The organism is Actinomyces ruminicola (genome assembly GCF_900103885.1).
Taxonomy (GTDB): domain Bacteria; phylum Actinomycetota; class Actinomycetes; order Actinomycetales; family Actinomycetaceae; genus Actinomyces; species Actinomyces ruminicola.
Genome location: NZ_FNIM01000001.1, coordinates 525299 through 546595 on the forward strand (window position 1 = coordinate 525299; position 21297 = coordinate 546595).

Consider the following 21297-nt stretch of genomic DNA (forward strand, 5'->3'; position numbering starts at 1 on the left):
CGCCGCCGGCCGCCTACACGATGCGGCGGGCGGCGGCCCAGCGGGTCAGCTCGTTGCGGTTGGACAGCTGGAGCTTGCGCAGCACGGCGGACACGTGGGTCTCCACCGTCTTGACGGAGATGAACAGCTCGGCGGCGCACTCCTTATAGGTGTAGCCGCGGGCGATCAGCCGCATGACCTCGCGCTCGCGGGCAGAGAGCCGATCCAGCTCGGAGTCGGCCACGGCCACCTCCCCGGCCCCCGCGCCGAAGGCGTCCAGCACGAAGCCGGCGAGCCTCGGGGAGAAGGCGGCATCCCCCGCGGCCACGCGCCGCACCGCCTGGGCCAGGTCGGTGGAGGAGATGGCCTTGGTGACGTAGCCACGGGCGCCGGCGCGGATGACGCCGACGACGTCCTCAGAGGCGTCGGAGACGGACAGGGCCAGGAAGCGGGTGGCGGGCACGTCCCGGCAGGCGGCCACGACCTCGGCCCCTCCCCCGCCGTTGCCGCCGGGCAGGTGCACGTCCAGCAGCACCACGTCGGGGGTCAGGGCGTGGACGGCGGCGATGGCGCCCTCGACGTCGTCGGCCTCGGCCACCACCTCCAGGTCGGGGGCGTCAGCGGCGAGCTCGGCGCGCACACCGGCGCGCACCAGGGCGTGGTCGTCGACCACGAGCACGCGCAGCGGAGTCTCGGACGTGGCGGGGGCGGAGGGCTGGGTCATTGGAGTCTCCTGGGTCTGGGGTGGACGGGAAATCAAGAACCGGCTAGTGCGGGGACGGTTGGGCGGGAGAGGGCGACGACGGCGTGGTCGGGGAGGGCGGCGTCGTCGGGGCGGCCAGGGACAGGTGCACCTCGGTGCCGGAGGGGCGGCAGCGCACGGTGGCGCGCCCGCCGTGGCGCTCCATGCGGCCGACGATCGACTCCTTCACGCCGTGGCGGTCGGGGGCGACGGTGGCGAGGTCGAAGCCGGCGCCGTGGTCGCGCACGAACACGTCCAAGTGGTCTGCTGAGATCTCCGCATAGGCGCTCACCGGCGGGGCCCCGTGGCGCACGGCGTTGGACAGGGCCTCGCGGGTGGCGGCGATGACGATCTCGGTGTCCGGGTCCGGGGACCGATCCCCCACGACGACGAGCTCAACCTCGACGCCGTGGCGATCCTCGATCTGCGCCGCAAGGTCGCGCAGGGCGTCGGCGGTGGAGGTGGCGGCCTCGGGACGGTCGGTGTACAGCCAGGCTCGCAGTTCGCGTTCCTGGGAGCGGGCCAGGCGGGCCACCGTCTCGGGGTCGTCGGCGCGCTTGCGGATCAGGGTGAGGGTCTGCAGCACGGAATCGTGCAGGTGGGCGGCGATGTCGGCGCGCTCGGCCTCGCGGGCCTCGGCGGCGCGGGTGTCCGACAGGGCGCGGCTGGTGCGCAGCCACAGCGGTGCCAGTACCAGGCCGATGCCGAGCACGAGGGCGCCGCCGGTCAACGCGCCGGTGAGCAGCACGCGCGGCGGGGTGTCATCCCCGATCCACAGCAGAATGCCGACGGCGGCCAGCACCACGCCGCCGGCCAGGCGCAGCATGGTGCCGGATTCCCGGGCTGGGCCGGTCAGAGCATCGGCCTGGGACCAGGCCAGGGCGGCACCGGAGGTGACCAGGATCAGCGGCAGCAGCCAACCTGCGCCACCTGTGAAGGCGCCTTCCCGCCAGGCGGCGATGAGGGCCGCCGCGACCAGCAGCGCAGCGCCCCCGGCCAGACCCCGCAGCCTGGGGGTCAGCAGCGGCTGGTCTGCGGCATGTCCCGCCAACCGGGAGGCCAGGCGGGCGCGTGCCGGCGGCAGGGGCGCTGGGCGCAGGGGGTTGCCGGTGGGAACCAGCACCCACAGCAGCAGGTACAGCATGGCTCCGGCCCCGCCCATTACGACCGTCAGCAACACCATCGTCAGGCGCGCGACCCCGACCGGCAGCCCCAGGTGGACGGCGAGTCCCGCGCATACGCCGGCCAGCGCCCGGGAGGGGCAGGGCGCCGGAGCCCGGCGAGGTGGACGGCGCAGCGGTGGGCGGGAGGGCGACGGCGCGCCCGCACCGCCCGCGGAAGACACGGGTGGCGCCACCGAGGCAGGCGCGGACCGGTGCCCGAATGCGGGGGGCGAGCCGGCAGCCGTCGAGGTCATGGCTCCATGGTGGCACGCCGGAGCTGCCCGGAGCGGGCGTGGTCGCGGAAATCAGGGGCCGTGGAAGGACGAATCGGGGACGGTTCAGGGGGGACCCCCATCGCGGCGGAGACGCCGGGCCGGGGAACATGGAGCCATGAGTGAAGTGCCCCCTCCCAACCCGCCAGCCGAGCAGTCCGACGGCCCGGTCCCGCCGCAAAGCCCGCAGAGCGGCCCGGTCCCGCCGCCGGGCTCGGTGCCGCCACGAGATCACCAGGCACCTCCAGACGCCACTGCGCCTGGAGGACGGGTGCCGCCGCAGGGCGGGCCAGTGCCGCCTTACGCCGCCGCGCCGGGCGGGCCAGTACCGCCGGCCGGAACTGGCGGACAGATGCCGCCGCGGCGGTCGGCCGCGGCCGGGTTCTTCGACTCGCTGCGTCGTTCCGGCCTGATGCGCACGAATGAGCGGTGGATCGGGGGCGTAGCCGGCGGCCTGGCCCGCCGCCTCGACCTGGACCCCACGCTGGTGCGCTGCGTGTGGGCGGTACTGGCTGTTTTCACCGGCCTGGGGCTGGTGCTGTACGGACTGGGCTGGGCGCTCATGCCGGAGGAGGCCGACGGCCGCATTCACCTGGAGCAGGTCCTGGCCGGTGACTTCGAGGCCGGATTCGCCGGCGCCGTGGCGACCTTCGTCTCCGGCTGGGTGCTGCTTGATCACGGGCTGATCCCCTACTGGTACATCGGCGCCTGGGTCGGCTCGGGTTACCAGGACGCCTTCTGGGCCGTGGTGTCGATCTGTGTGATGCTGGGCGTCCTGTACTGGGCGTACCGCGCCTTCCGCCGGCGGCGCCACCCGCAGTCCCCGGGCGGCCAGAGCGGCAACACCGGGCCGATGGCGCCGAGCACCGCACCATACGCGCAGGCACAGCAGTACACGCCGTCGGCACCGTATGCCCCCGGGCCGCAGCCCGGCCCGTATGCGCCAACCGGATCCCGGGTCGGCCCGGCGCCTGCTGCCGCTCCCGGCCCTACCCGGCCCACGCCGCCGCAGGGCTCGCCCTTGAGCGCCAGCGGACCGATGCACCCCGGTCCCGGCCAATCCATGCCCGCCAAGGCCTGCTCGCCCCATCCGACGCCGACGTCGTCTATGGCGGCGACCGCCCCTGCGGCATCCGTGCAGGGCGCGCCCACCGCACCTCCCGTGCGACCGGTACCGCCCGCGCCCATGCCCGTCAGGCCCCCGCGCCCACGTCGGCCCGGACCCGGCCGGCGCCTCGGCCTGGTGATTGTGGGCATCACCTTCTGCGTGCTGGCCGCGATCGTGCTGATCTGGTCGACGGGCGGCATGGGTCCGCTCGCGGCGGGCTTCGCAAGCATCGGCGCCGTCACCGCCCTGCTGGGGGCGGGCGTCATCATCAGCGCGCTGCGCGGACGCCGCGGCGGCTGGATGACCGGCCTGGGCTGGCTCGCCGCGCTGGTGGCCGTGCCCGTACTCATCGTCGGCACCAGCGTGCCGGACGGCGCCCTGAGCGCCACTGCGACCACCAGGGACACCCCCTCCGGCACCGTCACCCTCACCTGGGACGAGCTGGAGCCCCAGTTCGCCGCCGCCGACGGCGACCCGAACACGACAGTGGACCTGGGCAACTACGCCGTGGGCGAGCTCCTCCTCGACCTGACCGACATGCCGACCGGCGAGGAGCCGCAGGTGCGGGCACGGCTCAGCGTCGGCGTAGGCACCGTGCGTATCCGCACCACCATGGGGCAGAACCTGCGCCTCGACTCACGCGTCGGGCTTGGAGTCACTACCGCCACCGTCTTGGACGAATGGACGGTCGACGGGCGCTCCATCGACGAGTACGGCGGGTACTGGGACAGCCGCTTCACCGTAAACGGCGACAGCGTCGTCACCCGCCACGTGGAGCGGTGGCTTCCCGACGAGAGCACATCATTCGTCTCGCCTGCCGCCCAGGAGGCGACCACCGCGCTCAGGTTGGACATTGAGGTGGGCACCGGATCGGTGCGCGTGGACGAGTGGGCAAGCGGCATCACCTGGTGGGGTCACATGGATGACGCCGCGTGGATCGTCGAATACTGGCTCGACGAGCACGGCGGCTACCACAGCGAACTCCCGGTTCCCGGCATGACGCATGCAGCAATCAATACGGAAACCGCCGCGGTATGCGCCGACGCGGTGACCGATGCCCTGGATCAGGCGGCCGCAGACGGCCAGGACGACAGCGAGTCGGGCGATGCAGACGACACCCAGGACTGGGAGGACCAGGACTGGTACGGAAGTTGGTACAGCGTGTCGGAGCTGACCGGCGTGGGCCGCGAGGCCTGGGACAACTGCGTGAACGAGGCGCTGGAGGCCCAGGGCACTGAGGCCGCCGCCGATGCGTCCGCCTCGGCATCGCCGTCGTCAGCCCCGGGCCCGTCGCCCGAGCCGACCACCACGCCGTCGGCAACCGCGGCGGAGCCCAGCGCCTCCCCCACCCACTGACCCGCGACGTTCTGCAAGGAGACGACCATGAGCAACAACGAACTCACCGAGCCGATCGAAGCCGCCCCGGTGCAAGACACCGACCCGGCGGACACGAAAGCCGAGGCGCCGCAGGCCGAGGAGACAACCACGCCACTGCCGCTCACCTCCCCCGGCACCGCCTCTACACCGGATGAATCCGCCACCGCTCCGCTGCCCGCGCCGGCTACGACGCCGTCCTCCCCCGAGGACACCTGGGAGCTGCCCGGCGGGAAGCCGCCCGAGTCCCCCGCGCCGCCCAAGGACGCCAAGGATCTACCCGTCACCCCTGAGCGGGACGTGTGGAGCGGACCGCGCCGTCCTGCCGCGGCGCAGCCCGGCGCCCCGGGCGCGGCCACCACCGCGCCCGCCCCGCGCGGCGTGCGGGCCACCACCCTGGTGTGGGGCCTGATCCTGCTGGTGCTGGGCGGGCTGCTGATCGCCGTCGCCGCCGGGCTGCAGATCGACCTGGTCACCGCCGTGATCGTGCTGCTGGCTGGCGTCGGCGTGGCCCTGCTGATCACGGCGCTGCTGCCCCGTCGCAAGGCCGGCGCCCCGGGGGCGGGGGCCTGAGGCGGCGCAGCGGACATGCGGAGCGCAGCGGGACCGGCGCGTCATCAGCGCCGGTCCCGCTGCGTCACTTATGCCGGTCCCGCGGTGAGGAACGGCGTCAGTGCTGGTAGACGATGCCGCGCTTAACGGCCTCTACCGCGTCGTCACCCAGGTAGTGGCGCACGATCTCCAGGCCCAGCTCGATGGCGGTGCCCATGCCCCTACTGGTCAGCAGCTGGTCGTCCACCACGACCGCCGCCTCGCTGGTGCGGGCGCCGCGGGTGGCCAGGAGCTCCATGAAGTTCGGGTTCGCGGTGGCCGCGCGCCCTTCCAGCAGGCCCAGCTCGGCCAGGATCGACGGGGCGGCGCAGATGGCGGCGACGGGACGGCCCTGGCCCATGCGGGCGGTGACCTCAGCGGTGATGGCCGGGACGGCCTTGAGGTTGGGGGTTCCGGGAATGCCGCCGGGCAGGAACACCAGGTCGTAGTCGGCCAGGTTCACCTCTTCGAGCAGCGCCTCGCAGGTAATCACCACCTGGTGGGAGGAGGTGACCGTCAGGCGGTCGCCGACGGCGATCAGCTCGGTGGGAATGCCGGCGCGGAACAGCACATCGACTACGGCCAGCGCCTCCACCTCCTCCAGGCCCTCGGCGATGAGGACGGCGACCTTCTTGTCGGTGGCGAGCTTGGCAGGCGTGGGCATGGTTCCTCCTGAGTCGGGCCCGGCGTGTGAGCGCGTGCCGGGCACCCTCAGCGTACGCGGACCAGCCACTTCATGCCGCGGTCAATGATGGGGCGGGCGGAGGCGGGCACATACACGGCCAGGCCCGTCTCACTGACGGGGAACTCGGCGCTGCCGTCACCGCCGATGGTGATGGCTCCGTGCCCGCCGATGGCGCAGATCCACCGCTCCCCCGCGTGCCGGGCGCCGACGTACAGGCGCTTGCTCGCGGCCAGGGCGGTGGACAGGACGACGGCGATCCCGGAGCCGGGGTGGGAGTCGTCGCCCTCCCGGGTGAAGCCGACCAGGTCGGCTGCGTTGAAGACGTCGTGCTGCGGGCCGTAGGCGAGACTGCGACGCAGCCGCATGAGCAGGGGCAGCTCGATGCACGCGGAGATGTCTCCGGTTTCGGGGGTGCCGAACAGGTCGCCCCAGAACACGCAGGGGGTGCCTTCCTGGCGCAGCAGGATCAGCGCGTAGGCGGCGGGCTTGAAACCGGGCTCGACGAAGGACTGCAGGGACTGGCCCGGCTGGGTGTCGTGGTTCTCCACGAAGGTGACGGCGTGGTCGGGGTCTGCCTCCACCAGAGTGTGCTCGAAGATCTTCGACAGGTCGAAGCGGTCCTTGAAGGAGGCGTGGAACAGCCGGTAGTGCAGCGGGGTGTCGAACATGCACATGATCGGCTCCTCGCCCAGGTAGGCGCACAACTCCGCGGCGTCTCGGGACCAGAACTCGCCGACGGCGGGCACGTCCCGCCCGGTGGCCTCACGCAGGGCCGGCAGCCAGCGGCGGTAGAACTCGCGGCTCATGTGCTTCAGGGCGTCCAGCCGCACGCCGTCGACGCCGGTGGTCTCCAGGTACCAGCGGCCCCAGCGGATCAGCTCGTCAGACACCTTCGGGTTGTTCAGGTCGACGTCGGCGCCCATGAGGTAGTCGAAGTTGCCGAGCTCATCGGTGACGTCCTCGTTCCACTCCTTGCCCTCGAACAGCCACACCCCGTTGCGCCGGGTCTGCTCGTCCCAGTCGGTGCCCAGGAAGCAGGTGTGGTCCCAGGTGAAGTCGGAGTAGGTGCCGTGGCGTCCGGGGAAGGTGAAGCGGGTCCAGGCGGTGATGGTGGCCGGGTCCGCGATGGGCTTGCGGCGGTCGGCGGCGTCGACCTCGATGGCGCGCACCTGCTCGGCGCCGTCGGCGCCCATGCGGTGGTTCAGGACGATGTCCGCCAGCACCTCCATGCCGGCCGCCCGCAGGGCCGCCACGGCAGCGACATACTCGTCCTTGGTCCCGTACTTGGTGGGGACGGTTCCCTTCTGGTCGAACTCGCCCAGGTCGTAGGTGTCATAGACGCCGTAGCCGACGTCGTTGATGCCGGCCTGTCCCTTGTAGGCGGGCGGCAGCCAGATGGTGGTGACGCCGGAATCGGCGATCAGGGCGGCGTTATCGCTCAGGAAGCGCCAGTGGCTGGAGTCGGCGGCGAGATCCCACGCGAATCCTTGGAGCATGATCGGGTTTTCGCGCCCGCCGGTACCGAAGGTCGTGCTGTCACTCACAGGGGCAGCCTACCGGAGGGGCGAAACGGCCACCGCGGGCCCATCCCGAAGCCGCCTTCACTCAGAGCGCAGCGCCTCCACCGGGTCCTCCCGCGCCGCCTTGCCCGAGGGGATCAGACCGGCCAGCACCGTGAGCCCCACCGAGATAAGGACCAGCACGACGGCGGCGCTCACCGGCAGCTGGGCGATGGACTCCACCCCGAAGCGCCCGTAGATAAAGGCGTTCAGGGGCAGGCTCACCAGCAGGGTGATGCCCACGCCCATGAGTCCGGCGAGCAGCCCCTCAATGACGGTCTCGGCGTTGAACACGTGGCGGATGTCGGAGCGGGAGGCGCCCACCGCCCGCAGGATGCCGATCTCCTTGCGGCGCTCCAGCACCGAGATGTAGGTGATGATGGCGATCATGATGCTGGAGACCACCAGGGAGATGGCCACGAAGGCGATCAGCAGCCAGGAGATGATGTTGACGATCCGGGTCACCGAGCTCATCAGTACCCCGACCACGTCGGTATAGGTGATGACCTTGTCGTCGGCCCCGGCGGCGGCCTGCTGGGCGTTGTAGTCCTCCAGGATCTGCTTGACCGCGTCCTTGGCGGCGAAGTCCTTGGGGTAGATGTCGATCTCGCTGGGGTTGTCCAGGTCCGCCCAGCCCAGCGCGGACAGGTTCGACTCGTAGGTCGCGACCTCGGTGCTGACCAGGGTGCTTAGCAGTTCGGCGAGCTCCTCGGGGGTCATGTCCAGCTGGAAGGCCTGGGCGAAGGCGTCGGTGTCCACGCTCATGGCGTCGGCGAAGTCGGTGGCCAGCTGGCTGGTGGCGGCCTGCACCTGGGCGGTGATCTGGGTCTGGATGGCGGTCATCATCTGGCTCATGGCGGTGGCCATGGCCTGCTGCACGGCGCTGGAGAGCGCCTGGGTGATGGAGCCGGTGACGGCCGCGGCCACCTGGGAGCCGATCTCGGCCACCAGCTGGTCGCGCACGGCGTCGGAGATCTCGGCGACGGCGGGGTCGGATCCCAGTGCCGCGGTGAGGTTCTCGGTGAGCTTGGCCGAGTCGATGACCTCGTCGGAGCCGAGCGTGTCCGCGATGGTGCGCTGCACGTCCTCCTGGGAGAGGTAGTCGGTCACCAGCGTGCCCAGTTCGGGGTCGTCAGCGGGGTCGGCGGGATCCTCACCGGCAGCGTGCTCGGCGTAGTAGTCGGTGAAGCCGGCGATCAGAGAGGTCATCATGGCCGAGACCTGCGCGTCGGCGCCCTCCTTGATGACGCCGTCGGACAGGGCCTGGGTGATCAGGGTGACGTAGTCGACGTCGGCGAGCTGCGGGAACTGCTGCTCCAGGTCGGTCAGGCTGAGGGAGGACAGGTCCAGACCCGACAGGTCGATGTCGGGCTGGGCGTCTGCCAGCCCGGACAAGTCCAGGCCGGAGAAGTCCATCTGGGTGGTGTCCAGGCCGGACAGGTCTATGCCCGACAGATCCATGCCGGAAAGGTCCAAGGCGCTGGGGTCGATCTGGAAGGCGGCCCGCAGCTGGGACTCGTCGATGGTGAACAGGCTGGAGATGTCGAACTCGGTGTCCCCGGTGGCGTCGGCCTCCTCGGCGAAGGTCTTGCCGGTGAAGACGTCCACTTCAGGGTCGGCCAGCTGTGCCTTGACGATGTCTGAGGCTGCGGCCTGCTCCACCAGGTGCTCGGTCAGGTCGGGGGTGTAATAGATGCCGGGGGTTAGGGATGCCTGCGCGCCACTCGCGCGCACCACGCCCACCACGGTCATGGTCTCGCCGTCTGCGACCAGGGAGGACATATACGCCGCGTCGGCGGACTTGTCGGTCCACACCTGGTAATCGGCGTCGTACACGTAGCGCGCATGGGCGGGTACCAGGCTCAGGGTGCGGCCGATCAGGTCGTTGTAGGTGTAGGTGCGCTCGGCGGTCGAGTCCGAGGTGGAGTCGGTGCCGCCATCGGTGGGCGTGGAGCTGGGCGCAGCGGTGGGTGCGGTGGTGGGGACCGCCATGGCGCCCGAGGCGTTTCCCACGTAGGTCTGCACCAGTTGCTCCAACTCGCTGTGCTCGCGCAGGCCAAGCGCGTACTCGGTCAGGTCGCTCATGCGGCCGTCCTCCGGCAGCACCAGGACCAGCTCGTTGTACGCGGTGGGCCAGCGCCCGGCGGCGACGTCGTACTGGTCGGCGTACAACCCGGTGTCGGCGGCTAGCTGGCGGAAGGCGCTCATCTGCATGGTGGCGGTCATGGCGCCGAAGGAGGCGAATGCCGAGTCGGGGTTGACCTGGGTGGGCAGCTTCGAGGAGGCCTCGTCGACCGGCAGGTACAGCTGCGGGGTGACGTCGTAGAGGTACTCGATGGCGTTGACGTGGACGCCGATGCCGCCGCCGTCGGCGTCGAAGTAGGCCTTGAGGGAGGCCAGGTCATTGCTGTTGGCCGAGCCGAACATATTGCGCACGTCGCCCCGCTCGCCGACAACGCCGTCGGGCAGTTCCTCCTGGGTACCGGTGTCGGTGGCCTGGGCGATCATGGCGGTGTAGTCCATGCCCAGCCGCTCGATCTGCAGCGGGTAGGAGGAGAGCGTCTCCTCCTCGGTGCGGGCGATGTAGGCGTTGACCCCGTTGGCCAGCGCCAGAATCAGGGCGATGCCGATAATGCCGATGGACCCCGCGAAGGAGGTCATCAGGGTGCGGCCCTTCTTGGTCATCAGGTTGCTGAAGGACAGCGACAGGGCGGTCAGCGGCCCCATGCGGGTGCGGCGCGGCGGCCGGGCCGCACGGGCGTCGTCGGCGGCGGGGTAGTAGGGGGCGGTGTCGGAGGTGATGCGCCCGTCGGCGAGCTCGACGATGCGAGTGGCGTAGTCGTGGGCGAGCTCGGGGTTGTGGGTGACCATGATGACCAGCCGGTCGGAGGCGACCTCGCGCAGCAGGTCCATTACCTGGACGGAGGTGGTCGAGTCCAGGGCGCCGGTGGGCTCGTCGGCGAGCAGGATCTCGGGGTCGTTGATGAGCGCGCGTGCGATGGCCACGCGCTGCATCTGCCCGCCGGAGAGCTGGTTGGGACGCTTGTGGACGTGGTCGGCCAGCCCCACCTCCTCCAGGGCCTCCAGGGCCCGGCGGCGCCGCTCACCCCGGGAGACGCCGGTCAGGGTCAGGGCGAGCTCTACGTTGGCCAGCACGCTCTGGTGCGGGATCAGGTTGTAGGACTGGAAGACGAAGCCGATGCGGTTGTTGCGGTAGGCGTCCCAGTCGCGGCTGCGGTAGTCCTTGGTGGAGATGCCGTCAATGACCAGATCCCCGGAGTCGAAGTGGTCCAGGCCGCCGATGACGTTGAGCATGGTGGTCTTGCCGCTGCCGGACTGGCCGAGCACGGCGACGAACTCGTTGTCCCGGAAGGACACGGTTACGCCGTCAAGGGCGGTCTGGTCGAAGGAGGCGGTGCGGTAGGACTTGGTTATCTCGTGCAGCTCAAGCATGGGCTCTCCGGAGCGGGGGTCGAGTCCCAGACCCTATGACGTTTTCCTGAAAGAACCAACAAAGCTGCGCCGTCCCTTCGCCGAGGTCGGTAGAAGTAACGTGCCCAGATCGGTAGATATGACGAGTGTCAGTACGGGAGCCATCACGGCCGCGGTCACCCGGCCCGCGAGTTCAGTCCGCTTCCAGTAGGCCCGTCCAGGCCAGGAAGTCCACGGTGCGCTCCACCGCCGTCTCGAAGTCCGCATCCGCGAAGCCGTGTCCGGCGCCCGGGATGCGCTCGAGGCGGGCGTCGGGGAGGGTGCGGGCGGCCGCCTGGGAGACGGCCAGCGGCACGTCGGCGTCCGCATCGCCGTGTACCAGCAGCACCGGGGAGCGGTAGCGGCGCATGGCGGCGTCGACGTCGCGGCTCCACAGGTCGCGGGCGAAGTCCCGTCCGAGCACGATGTCGCGGCCGTCGACGTGGGAGGTGAAGGTCTCCGGCACCGCGCCGAGGCGTCCGAAGCGACGCCGCACGGCGGCCGGGGCGGCGAGCGCCGGGTACCACAGCGCCAGCGCGGCGATCTGGGCCGGGCGGGCGGCGGCCGCCTCCATGGCGACGAGCCCTCCCTGGCTGCGGCCGAACAGGGCAATGCGGAAGGTGTCCACGAAGGGCCAGGTCTGGGCCGCCTCCAGCACGGCCTCCAGGTCGGCCACCTCGGTGCCGACGGTCATGGCGGTGGTCGGTCCCGCCGTCGGCGCCCCTCCCCCACGGAAATGCGGGGCAATGGTGACGGCGCCCGCGGCCGCCAAGCGCTGCGCCACCGGGGCCACTCGCAGCCCGGACTCCCCCAGGCCGTGACAGCACACCACCAGCGGGGCTCGCATCCGCCCGGCTGCGGCGGCGCGGGGCACATAGGCCAGGGCGTGGACGAGCCCGCCCGGGTCGGCATCCGTGGCGTCAACCCGCGCGGTCAGTTCATGAGCCGAATAGTCGACCGTCCCGCGTGCGGAGCCGTCGGCAAGCGATGCAAATGCCTCACCCATGCCGTCCCGCCCGACTCCGGTGGACGGCAGCGGGATGGATGCTCCCGGACTCGGGCTGGGAAGGCTGCGTATAGCTCATGCGACCGTCACCCCTTCCAGCCGGAGCAGCGCGGCCTTGCGCTCGGGCCCGCCCGCGTAGCCGGTCAGCGCCCCGTTCGCCCCGAGCACACGATGGCAGGGCACGAGCACGCTGATGGGGTTGCGGCCCACGGCAGAGCCGACGGCGCGGGCGGAGGTGGGGCGGCCGGTCTCGGCGGCGAGGTCTGCGGCGATGCGCCCGTAGGTGGTGGTGCGTCCGCGGGGGATGGTGCGCAGCCGGGCCCAAACATCCTGCTGGAAGGCGGTGCCGGTCGACGCTAGGGCGGGCATCGGCCCGGGGTCCGCGCCGGCGAAGTAGCGCTCCAGCCAGGTGCGGGTGGCCGCAAGCACGGCGGGTTCGGCCGGGTCGCCCGCGGCCACGGTCAGCGCACCGTCGGCCAGCCCGGCCCGGTCGTGCTTCTGCCCGTCGAACCAGGCGCCGACGACGGCGCCGCCCTCGGGCAACCCCTCCCCCGTGGCGGCGGCGAGTGTCATGGGGCCGAGCGGAGAGGTGTAGGCCTGCAGATAGGCCTCCGCATACTGGGCGGCGGGAGTCACCGGTACGCCTCCGAGGAGGCGTTCTCGTCGTAGTTCGCCACCAGCACCAGGGCGGACAGGGCGTAGGGGCCGCCGATGTAGGGCATGGCCTGCACCAGCGCGGCGGTGACCTTCTGCAGGCTGTTGCCGGCCTTGATGGCGCCGGCCACGTGCGGGCGCAGCTGGGTGGCGGCGCCGAGCGCGGCGATGGCCACCAGGCTGACGAGTTCGCGCTCGGCCACGCTCAGCACCCCGCGGGACTCGACCTCGCCGAAGCCGATGGCGGTGAGCAGGTGCGGCACCTGGGTGTCGAAGGGCGCGGGCAGCTTGGCGAAGACGGCCTTGACCTCGTCCCCGTACAGGGGGATCTGGATGGCGGCGCCGGCCTCGTCGCGGTCCTCGTAGGCGACCGTGGCGGCGCTCGGCAGGGGCAGCTGGACGCCGCGCTCGGTGAGCACCTCGTTGAGCACCCCGATGGCGTTGAGGGTCTTGGGATAGCCGATGTAGGGCTGGCACTGGTAGATGACCTCGCGCAGCTGCTCGGGGGCGGCCCCGACGTTGAGCGCGGCGGCCGCGTGGGCGCGCAGCTGCGGCAGGGTCTGCATGGAGGCCAGGCAGGTGACGGTGATCAGCTCGCGCTCGACGTCGGTGAGCACGCCGGCGGAGAAGACCTCGCCGAAGATGTGGTTCTGGAGGGTCTCCATGAGCTCGGGGTCGGTGGGGCTGGGCTGGGGCTCGGCGCCGAACAGGCGGGTGAAGGTCTCGATCGCCTCGGGGGTCAGTGCCATGGGGTCTCCTTGGGACTCGTTCGGGTTCTGCTTGGTTGTTCCGCGCCGGGGCGCGGGGCCGACGACGGCGTCGGCGGGCCTCGGGCACGATCCTGGCACAGCGCCGACCCCGGCGGACACACCTGAGGGGGTGTCCGCCGGGGCCTGTCAGTGCCGAGCGACCGCGCGGTTTGGCCGATCCGTGGCCTTGACCGCCCCGGGCCGGGCAACCGGCGAGAGCCGGCTCAGACCTCCGGGGCGGAGGCGACGTCGCCGAGCCGGTGGGCCATGCGCACCACCCGGGCGGCCTGCTTCTCAAGCTCGGCGCGAGTGAGGGTGACGCCGGACTCGGCCTCGCCGCGCAGGGCGGCCAGGATGTCCTGACGGTCCTCCTCGCAGCCGGGCATGAACAGCTCGTTGCCGGCCTTGATGGTGGCCGCGGCGGTGGCGCGGGGGTACTTCAGGTCGGTGCGGGTCATGGAGCGGACCACCCAGTCGGTCATGACCAGGCCCTGGAAGCCCCACTCCTCGCGCAGGATCGTCTCCAGCAGCTCCGCGGACTCGGAGGTGTGCACCCCGTTGACCAGGTTGTAGGAGGTCATGATGGCGTGAGGCTGGGCCTCACGGATGACAATCTCGAAGCTGCGCAGGTACAGGTCGCGGGCGGCCCGCTGGGAGACGTGGCTGTTGGAGTTCAGCCGGTTGGTCTCCTGGTTGTTGAAGGCGAAGTGCTTCACCGTCACGCCACGGCCGGGATGGGCCTGCACGCCGCGGGTGATGCCGGCGGCCATGCGCCCGGCCAGCAGCGGGTCCTCGGACAGGTACTCGAAGTTGCGCCCGCACAGGATGGTGCGGTGCAGGTTGAAGGCCGGGGCCAGCCACAGGTGGGCGCCGAAGTGCTCCATCTCCGCGCCCACCAGGTCGCCGTAGGCGGCGGCCAGCTCCGGGTTCCAGGACTGGGCAATGGCCGTGCCGATCGGGATGGCGGTGGCGTACTGCTCGTAGGTGCGCTCCGGCACGCGCTCCGCGGCGTCGTCGTCGACCTCACCGCCGAGCGCGGCGATGGACTCGGCGTCCATGAGCTCGGCGAACAGACCACCCAGGGCCTCGCCGAGGGGGAACTTGCCGTCGGCGTCCTCGCCCACCTGGGGCGTCAGACGCAGCCCGGCGGGGCCGTCGGGCATGACCAGCGAGGGCAGGCCGGCGAAGCGGGTGGTGGTCTGGCCGGCGGCGCCGACCAGCGCCTGGGACGCCTGGCCGATGATGGACTGCTTGTCCGCGCTGTCCGCGTACTGGCCGAGCACGATGTAGGCCAGTTCGTCGTCGGACAGGTCCTTCACGTACTCGAGGGCGTCGGTCAGGTCCACCGGCGGCTGGGTGTCCTCGCGGCGCAGGTCGGCTGCGGCCACGGTCAGGCGCGGGGCGGCGGCGGGGACCTCAACGGCGACCGGAGCGGCGGGCTTGAAGTCGGTGAAGCCGGGCTCCCCCAGGGCGTCGTGGAGCTCGCGGACCACGGCGGTCTCGGGCAGCTCGACGACGGCGGCGACCGTGGTGTTACGGCTGGAGGCGCCCACCCGGACCACGTAGTCGCCGCCCTCGAGCACGGTGGCGGTCTTGGCGGCGTCGTAGGAAGCGAGGTCGGTCAGGTCGAAGGTGACGGTGACGTCCTCGGCGGCACCGGCGGCGAGCTCACCGGTCTTGGCGAAGCCGACCAGGGCCTGGTAGGGCTGGTCGAGCTCACCGGCCGGCACGGAGACGTAGACCTGGACGACCTCCTTGCCGGCGGCGGCACCGGTGTTGGTAACGGTCGTCTTGACGGTGATCTCGGAGCCGGCCGCGCTCACGCTGGGGGCGCCGATGGTGAAGGTGGTGTAGCCCAGGCCGAAGCCGAAGGGGAACAGCGGGGCGGTGCCGACGGAGTCGAAGTAGCGGTAGCCGACGTACACGCCCTCGCGATAGTGGGTGTCATCGGGGTCGCCGAAGTCGCCCTCGGTGGAGTAGTCCTCCCAGGCGGCCCAGGTGGTGGACAGCTTGCCGGAGGGGTAGCTCTTGCCGAGCAGGACGTCGGCGAAGGCGTCGCCGATCACGGCGCCGACCTGGGAGAGCAGGAGGATGTTCTCCACGTCCACCACCGGGCTCAGGTCGACCACGCCGCCGACGTTCAGGACCAGCAGGAAGCGCTCGAACTTGGCCGCGAGCGCGGTGATGTCGCGGATCTCGGAGTCGGTCAGCTTCACGTCGCCCGCCTCGGGGTGGCGGTCGTTGCCCTCGCCGGAGTCGCGGGCGACGACGTAGATAGCGGCCTCGCCGTCGCCGTCAAGCGGCAGGTCGAAGGCCGGTGCGGGCTCGACGGCGCCCATGCCGAACATGATCGCGGGCACGCCGGCGGCCCTGGCCTTAGCCTTGAGGTCGGCGACGAAGGCCTGGTGGTTGTCCTCGGCGACGCGGTCGTAGGCGTCCAGCCAGGACTTGGTGGTGATGGTGAACCCCGCGTTCTCCAGGCCCTCCTCGATGGAGACGACGTGGCGGGAGTTGACGTCCCCGCTGCCGGTGCCGCCCTTGATGGTGCGCCGCGCGCCGGCCCCGAACAGGGCGAGGGGGCCGGGCCGGTCAAGGGGGAAGGATCCGTCGGTCTTGAGCAGGACCATCGACTCGGGCGCACCCGCGCGCACCGTGGCCATGTGGTCGATCTCGTACTGGTTCATGTTGTGCTCCACTGCGAGCCCCTTACGTCAGGTCAGGTTGTACGAGCACTCGCCGAAGAGCACCCGCTGATCACAATCCTACCGCTTGGTCCATTGTTTGGGAAGACCCCCGCCCACCCCCGCCGAGATCGGCAGAAGTTACGTGCCCAGATCGGTAGAAGTTACGTGCCCAGATCGTTCGCCGCGGCACGGCGGCCGCGGACAGCGCCGGCCCCATCCCAATCCGGCGAGCTTGCCGTGTACTATGTCCGATCTCGGACTTAACGGGCGCTGGGAGGCAACCATGACCACCGATCTGCTTTCGCTGCAGAAGACCATCAACGCCGCGAGCAAACGCATCGAGGAGGCCTATCACCGGGCCGCCCGCGCGGCCGGGCTCTCGGACTCCGCCTTCGACATCCTCTACGCACTGCACGTCGCGGGTGAGGGCTGCTCGCAGAGACAACTGTGCGAACTGTGTTTCACGCGCAAACAGACGGTCAACTCCGCCATCAAGCGGCTGCAGCAGAACGGCACGGTACGTGTGGAAGCAGGCCCGGGACGGGCGACACACATCTTTCTCACCGCGCAGGGGCGCGAACTCGTAAACAACCGCGTCATCCCGATCATCGACGCGGAGACGACCGCGCTGAGTTCGCTCTCACCTCAGCAGCGCACCGCCCTCTCCGCCGGGCTGCCCCGCTACGCCGACGCCCTGGTGGAGGCACTCGACGCGACCGGAGGCCGACGGTGACCATGGACATGTCGCGACACCTGAGCGCACGCGAGCTGCTGCGCTACACACTGCCCTCGATCGCGATGATGGTATTCACCTCGGTCTATGCGGTAGTCGATGGCCTAGTCGTCTCCAACTTCGTCGGCAAGACGGCCTTCGCCGCGGTCAACCTGATTATGCCGTTCATCATGATCCTGGGCACGGTCGGCTTTATGACGGGTGCGGGCGGCAGCGCGCTCGTCTCCCGCACTCGCGGGCAGGGACGCGCTGCACTGGCAAACCGCTACTTCTCGATGATCGTCTACGTCACGCTGGGAACAGGCGTCGTCCTGGCGGTGGCCGGCGTCGGCGTCATGCGACCCGTGGCCCAGCTGCTGGGCGCCTCCGGCCAGATGCTGGAGCTGTGCGTGCTCTACGGGCGCATCATCATGGTCGGACTGCCGGCCTTCATGCTCCAGTACGCCTTCCAGACCTTCGCCTCGACGGCCGGCCGTCCCCGACTCGGCCTGTACGTGACGCTCACCGCAGGTCTGACCAATATGTCCCTGGACCTGGTGTTCGTCAGCATCCTCGGCTGGGGCGTCGCCGGAGCCGCGTGGGCCACCGTCACCGCGGCCCTCATTGGCGGATTCGTGCCACTGGCCTGGTTCGCACAGCCCAACCCGAGCTTCCTGAGGCTGGGGCGCCCCGCGAGAGACCTGGCCGCACTCGTACGGGTCTGCGTGAACGGCTCCTCGGAGATGATGGCCGTGGTCGCCGTCTCAGTGGTGAGCATCGTCTACAACTGGCAGCTGCTGAAGTACCTCGGGCAGGACGGGGTGGCCGCGTACGGCGCGGTTATGTATGTCAGCATGATCTTCACCGCGGTCTTCGAGGGCTTCTGCATGGGCGCGGCACCGCTGATGAGTTTTCAGCACGGGGCCGCGAACGACGTCGAGAAGCGCAGCCTCATGCGCACCTCGCTCGCCGTCATCGCCGCCTCCGGCACGGCGATGCTGCTGGCCTCGCAACTGCTCGCACCCGCGCTGGCCCACATCTTCACCGGCTACGACCCGGAGCTGATGCGGTTGACCAAGACCGCCCTGCACATATTCTCGGTGGCATTCCTGCCGATGGGTGTGGGCGTGTACGGCTCCTCGCTGTTCACCGCCCTCGGCAACGGTCTCGTTTCCGCCGCACTGGCAGCGGGCCGCACGCTCGGCCTGGAGGTCTGCTCGGTGCTGATTCTGCCGACGCTCATCGGCCCCGACGGCATCTGGTCCTCGGTCGTCGTGGCCGAGACACTCGCGGCAGCGGCAGTGGTGGCGCTCATCAGGTGGCTGGGGCCCAGGTACGGCCTGCGCGCCAGGCGGCAGGAGCGGTAGCCGAGACTGCTGGGGCGAGGCGGCGTCGGCGGCGAACCGCCAGTCGGGAAACACCCGGAACCACGCCGACTCAACCGCTGGTTGAGTCGGTCAGCGCCGGAGGCGCCGCTCAACGATTCGGTGATCAACGGATGCGTGCTACCGCCGCGCCGGGGCGCCCGGCATCATCGGTACGGCGGCGCCAGGGACACCGTCCCGAATATCGCTCACCAACAGCGGGTCTGCAACCATCACCACTGAAAGCAGGAACACAAGAATGAAGCACTCGGTCGGACGCAATATCGCAAGCCTGCGGCTGTCGCGCGGAATGACGCAGGAACAGCTGGCCCAGAAGATGGGCGTCACCCCACAGGCGGTCAGCAAGTGGGAGAACGACCTCAACTACCCGGACGTGGCCACGCTCCCCGCCCTGGCGGCGCTGCTCGGCACCAGCGTCGACGCACTGCTCGCCGTACCCGACGACGACGCACGTCCCGCTGCCGCAGGCCCAGCAGCGACTCCGGCATCACCTCCCTCTGTCGGCCCTACGCCGGCTCCGGCCTCTCCCCCATCGACGCCGTCGCCCGCCGAGCCCGTGTCCAACGGCTTCACCCTGGTGCGACCCGCGCCCATGACGGAGGACGCCGGGCGAGCACCTCGAACGGCCGGCCGCAGCCTCCACATCGAGGTCCGGGGCCCGCAGGACAATGTCGACCTGGCCTTCCCCATGCAGGCGGTCTCCGCGCTGGCGGCCCTCATCGCGAACGTGCCGCAGGTGCGCACCGCCGTCGGCGCCCACGGCATCGACCTCAATGCGCTCCTGGCGACCTCGTACAGCGCCCTGGACAGTGCCGGACCGAGCACTCTCATCGACGTCACCGACGAGGAGGACCGGGTGCGTATCTGGGTGGATTGACCTCCGGGGAAGACCGGGACGGGCGATCAGACCCGGGTCGGAGGGTGCGGCGCAGCCGCCTCACCCGCCGACCCGCGTTCCACACCCCCGGCCGAGGGCCTCCCTCCGTACGTCTACACACACGAGTTCGCCTCTCACGCACGGATTCTCCTCAGAGACACGAGTATTTGAAGCCTTGCAGGTGTTAGACCCGTGTAGAACTCCAAAACGCGTGTCCTTGGCGGCAACGCGTGATCATCGCGCGTACACGCCGGCTATTCCTTGCCCTCCACCTCCTTATCCGCGCCGCCGCGCCACTTCTACCGATCTCGGCACGTGACTTCTACCGATCTCGGCGGAGGGAGCGAGTCAGCGCAACTCAGGCGGCGTGGCTGCGCACCCACTCGAAGACATCCGCCGCCTCGCTGCGGGCGCCCGGCCGCAGCAGCAGGTAGAAGGTGGCGTGCGCCATGGCGTCCAGGATCGGCACGACGACGCGATCGGGTCCGGGCGCGGACAGTGCGGGCGCGTCGGTGATGAAGTGCGGCAGCGACGAGCTGCGGGCAAATTGCTCGAAGACACCGCGGTCCTCCTGCACCACGAACTGGGAGTGGGGCAGGTAGCGGTCACAGCGCTCGCGCCAGAAGCCGATGTCCGCCAGGAGCAGGAAGGTCTCACCGTCGAGCTCGGTGGCGCTCACCTCGCTTCGGCCCGCGAGCGCATGCTCGGCGGGCAGGGCGACGGCGAGGTTCTCCACCATCAGCCAGGCCGAGCGCACGGTCGGCAGCGGGTGGGGTCGCAGCGAGATACCCAGATCCAGCTCGCCGCTCACGACCCCCTCCTCTACCTCCTCCCGGCTGAGGCTCTGGGAGGTGAGCACCAGGCCGGGGAAGCGCTCAACAATCAGGGCCGTGAGCCGCCACAGCGGCGCGGGGGCGACGGTGCCCACGCGCAGTGCCCGGGTGCGGCGGGCAACGTCGTCGACGGCGGCGCGCAGGGCCTGCTCCTCACGCAGGAGCCGGCCGGCGTGCTCCAGGGCGACGCGTCCGGCCTCGTTGAGCACCAGGCGGCGGCCCGGACGGTCGAAGAGGGACTGGCCGAGCTCAGTCTCCAGGCGTTGCAGGGACCTGCTGAGCGCAGGCTGGGACAGGTGCAGGGTGCGGGCGGCGGCGCTGAGGGTGCCCTCGCGCGCGATCGTCTCCAGCTGGCGCAGCTGCTCGAAGTCCATCCACTCCCCCTGCTTATGCGTCTGGCGCATCAACAGTTCCGATATTGGCATTTTACATACGGGGTGCTGGCGGCGAAAACTTATGCGCACTGCGACGGTTTAACCGAAGCGGCCCTGTGGTCCCGCAGCCGACACGAGGAGCAGAACATGACCACCATCCCGTCCTTCACCATGAACAACGGCATCGACATCCCGGCGCTGGGCTACGGCGTCTTCCAGATGACCTCCGACCAGGTGCGCGAGCACCTGCCGCAGGCCCTCGAACTCGGCTACCGGCACATCGACACCGCCAACGCCTACTTCAACGAGGTAGCCGTCGGCGAGGTGGTGCGGGACGCCATCGCCGCCGGCACCGTGAAGCGCGAGGACCTGTTCATCACCTCCAAGCTGTTCCCCCAGTCCTACCCCTATGAGCAGGCCGTGAAGGACATCGACGCCACCCTGGAGCGCCTGGGCCTGGACTACCTGGACCTGCTGCTGTTCCACCAGCCCTACGGCGAGTACACCTCCGGCTGGAAGGCCATGGAGGAGGCCGTGGCCGCGGGCAAGGTCCGCTCCATCGGCCTGTCCAACTTCCCCATCGCCAAGTTCCAGGAGATCCTGGACGTCGCCTCCATCAAGCCGGTCGTGAACCAGGTGGAGGCCCACCCGCGCTGGAACCAGCACGAGCTGAAGGCGCAGATGGACCGGGCCGCCGGCGCCGAGGTCCTGGTCGAGGCCTGGTACCCGCTCGGCCACGGTGACAAGACCCTTTTGGAAGAGCCCGCGATCGCCGCCGCCGCGCAGCGCACCGGCGCCAGCCCGGCCCAGGTGATCCTGGCCTGGCACCTGGCGGAGAAGAACATCACCTTCCCCAAGACCCTGAACCCCGCCCACATGGCCGACAACCTGGCCGCCCTGGACGTGCAGCTGACGCAGGCGGAGATCGCCGCGATCAACGAGATCCCGCAGGCCCCCTACTACGTAGTCCCCGACGAGCCGCCCGCCTTCACGACGACGGTCATGGACTACTCCCAGCAGGCCTGACCCTTCCGGCTCGCGCGCCCTCGCCCTCCGGCCGCCGCACACGCCGATCACCC

At 70.5% G+C, this 21297-nt stretch carries 16 protein-coding genes; 6 read left to right on the forward strand and 10 right to left on the reverse strand.

Annotated features, from left to right (window positions below; genetic code table 11):
- Positions 1–13: 13 nt before the first annotated feature.
- Together BLR49_RS02225 and BLR49_RS02230 are read right to left on the reverse strand one after the other, a co-directional pair.
- Positions 14–703 carry a response regulator gene (locus BLR49_RS02225; RefSeq protein ID WP_092532659.1) on the reverse strand — a complete coding sequence of 230 codons (690 nt, stop codon included), beginning with the start codon at positions 701–703 and terminating at the stop codon, positions 14–16.
- A 43-nt stretch (positions 704–746) separates the two neighbouring features.
- The gene (locus tag BLR49_RS02230) at positions 747–2138 is read right to left on the reverse strand and encodes an ATP-binding protein (protein ID WP_092532662.1); all 1392 of its coding nucleotides are present in this window, start codon (positions 2136–2138) and stop codon (positions 747–749) included.
- Positions 2139–2508: 370 nt separating this feature from the next.
- On the opposite strand from BLR49_RS02230, the gene BLR49_RS02235 reads away from it, so the two are divergent.
- Entirely contained in the window at positions 2509–4620 is a 2112-nt protein-coding gene (locus BLR49_RS02235; protein ID WP_176765735.1) for a PspC domain-containing protein, read from the forward strand.
- 27 nt (positions 4621–4647) lie between these two features.
- Positions 4648–5211: a hypothetical protein gene (locus BLR49_RS02240; protein ID WP_092532668.1), complete on the forward strand. Its 564-nt coding sequence runs from the start codon at positions 4648–4650 to the stop codon at positions 5209–5211.
- Between the two features lie 97 nt (positions 5212–5308).
- On the opposite strand, the gene BLR49_RS02245 is transcribed toward BLR49_RS02240, so the two are convergent.
- From BLR49_RS02245 to BLR49_RS02275, 7 genes are all read right to left on the reverse strand, one after another.
- The gene (locus BLR49_RS02245) at positions 5309–5893 is read right to left on the reverse strand and encodes a DJ-1 family glyoxalase III (RefSeq protein ID WP_092532671.1); all 585 of its coding nucleotides are present in this window, start codon (positions 5891–5893) and stop codon (positions 5309–5311) included.
- Positions 5894–5940: 47 nt separating this feature from the next.
- A complete protein-coding gene (locus tag BLR49_RS02250; protein WP_092533398.1) occupies positions 5941–7410 on the reverse strand; it encodes an alpha-amylase in 1470 nt (489 codons plus the stop codon).
- 105 nt (positions 7411–7515) lie between these two features.
- Complete coding sequence (locus BLR49_RS02255) at positions 7516–10926, reverse strand: ABC transporter ATP-binding protein/permease (RefSeq protein WP_092532674.1); 3411 nt, start codon at positions 10924–10926, stop codon at positions 7516–7518.
- A gap of 172 nt (positions 10927–11098) precedes the next feature.
- Positions 11099–11950 (reverse strand): alpha/beta hydrolase family protein, encoded by an 852-nt coding sequence (locus BLR49_RS02260; protein ID WP_092532677.1) that lies wholly within the window; start codon positions 11948–11950, stop codon positions 11099–11101.
- Positions 11951–12025: 75 nt separating this feature from the next.
- Positions 12026–12586, reverse strand: a complete 561-nt coding sequence (locus BLR49_RS02265) for a methylated-DNA--[protein]-cysteine S-methyltransferase (protein WP_245690313.1) — start codon at positions 12584–12586, stop codon at positions 12026–12028.
- Positions 12583–13353, reverse strand: coding sequence for a carboxymuconolactone decarboxylase family protein (locus tag BLR49_RS13830; RefSeq protein ID WP_092532680.1), 771 nt, complete (start codon positions 13351–13353; stop codon positions 12583–12585). Before BLR49_RS13830 ends, BLR49_RS02265 begins: the two co-directional genes overlap by 4 nt.
- A 224-nt stretch (positions 13354–13577) precedes the next feature.
- Positions 13578–16037: a glycoside hydrolase family 3 N-terminal domain-containing protein gene (locus tag BLR49_RS02275; protein ID WP_176765736.1), complete on the reverse strand. Its 2460-nt coding sequence runs from the start codon at positions 16035–16037 to the stop codon at positions 13578–13580.
- Positions 16038–16320: 283 nt separating this feature from the next.
- Between BLR49_RS02275 and BLR49_RS02280 the strand changes: the two genes are divergently transcribed.
- From BLR49_RS02280 to BLR49_RS02290, 3 genes are all read left to right on the forward strand, one after another.
- Entirely contained in the window at positions 16321–16770 is a 450-nt protein-coding gene (locus BLR49_RS02280; RefSeq protein ID WP_176765737.1) for a MarR family winged helix-turn-helix transcriptional regulator, read from the forward strand.
- A gap of 2 nt (positions 16771–16772) precedes the next feature.
- Positions 16773–18116 carry an MATE family efflux transporter gene (locus BLR49_RS02285; RefSeq protein WP_092533407.1) on the forward strand — a complete coding sequence of 448 codons (1344 nt, stop codon included), beginning with the start codon at positions 16773–16775 and terminating at the stop codon, positions 18114–18116.
- A gap of 256 nt (positions 18117–18372) precedes the next feature.
- A complete protein-coding gene (locus tag BLR49_RS02290) occupies positions 18373–19011 on the forward strand; it encodes a helix-turn-helix transcriptional regulator (protein WP_092532686.1) in 639 nt (212 codons plus the stop codon).
- Positions 19012–19369: 358 nt separating this feature from the next.
- Here BLR49_RS02290 and BLR49_RS02295 read toward each other — a convergent pair whose 3' ends face one another.
- Positions 19370–20248 (reverse strand): LysR family transcriptional regulator, encoded by an 879-nt coding sequence (locus tag BLR49_RS02295; protein ID WP_245690315.1) that lies wholly within the window; start codon positions 20246–20248, stop codon positions 19370–19372.
- 117 nt (positions 20249–20365) lie between these two features.
- Between BLR49_RS02295 and BLR49_RS02300 the strand changes: the two genes are divergently transcribed.
- Positions 20366–21244, forward strand: coding sequence for an aldo/keto reductase (locus tag BLR49_RS02300; protein ID WP_176765738.1), 879 nt, complete (start codon positions 20366–20368; stop codon positions 21242–21244).
- The last annotated feature ends 53 nt before the right edge of the window (positions 21245–21297 follow it).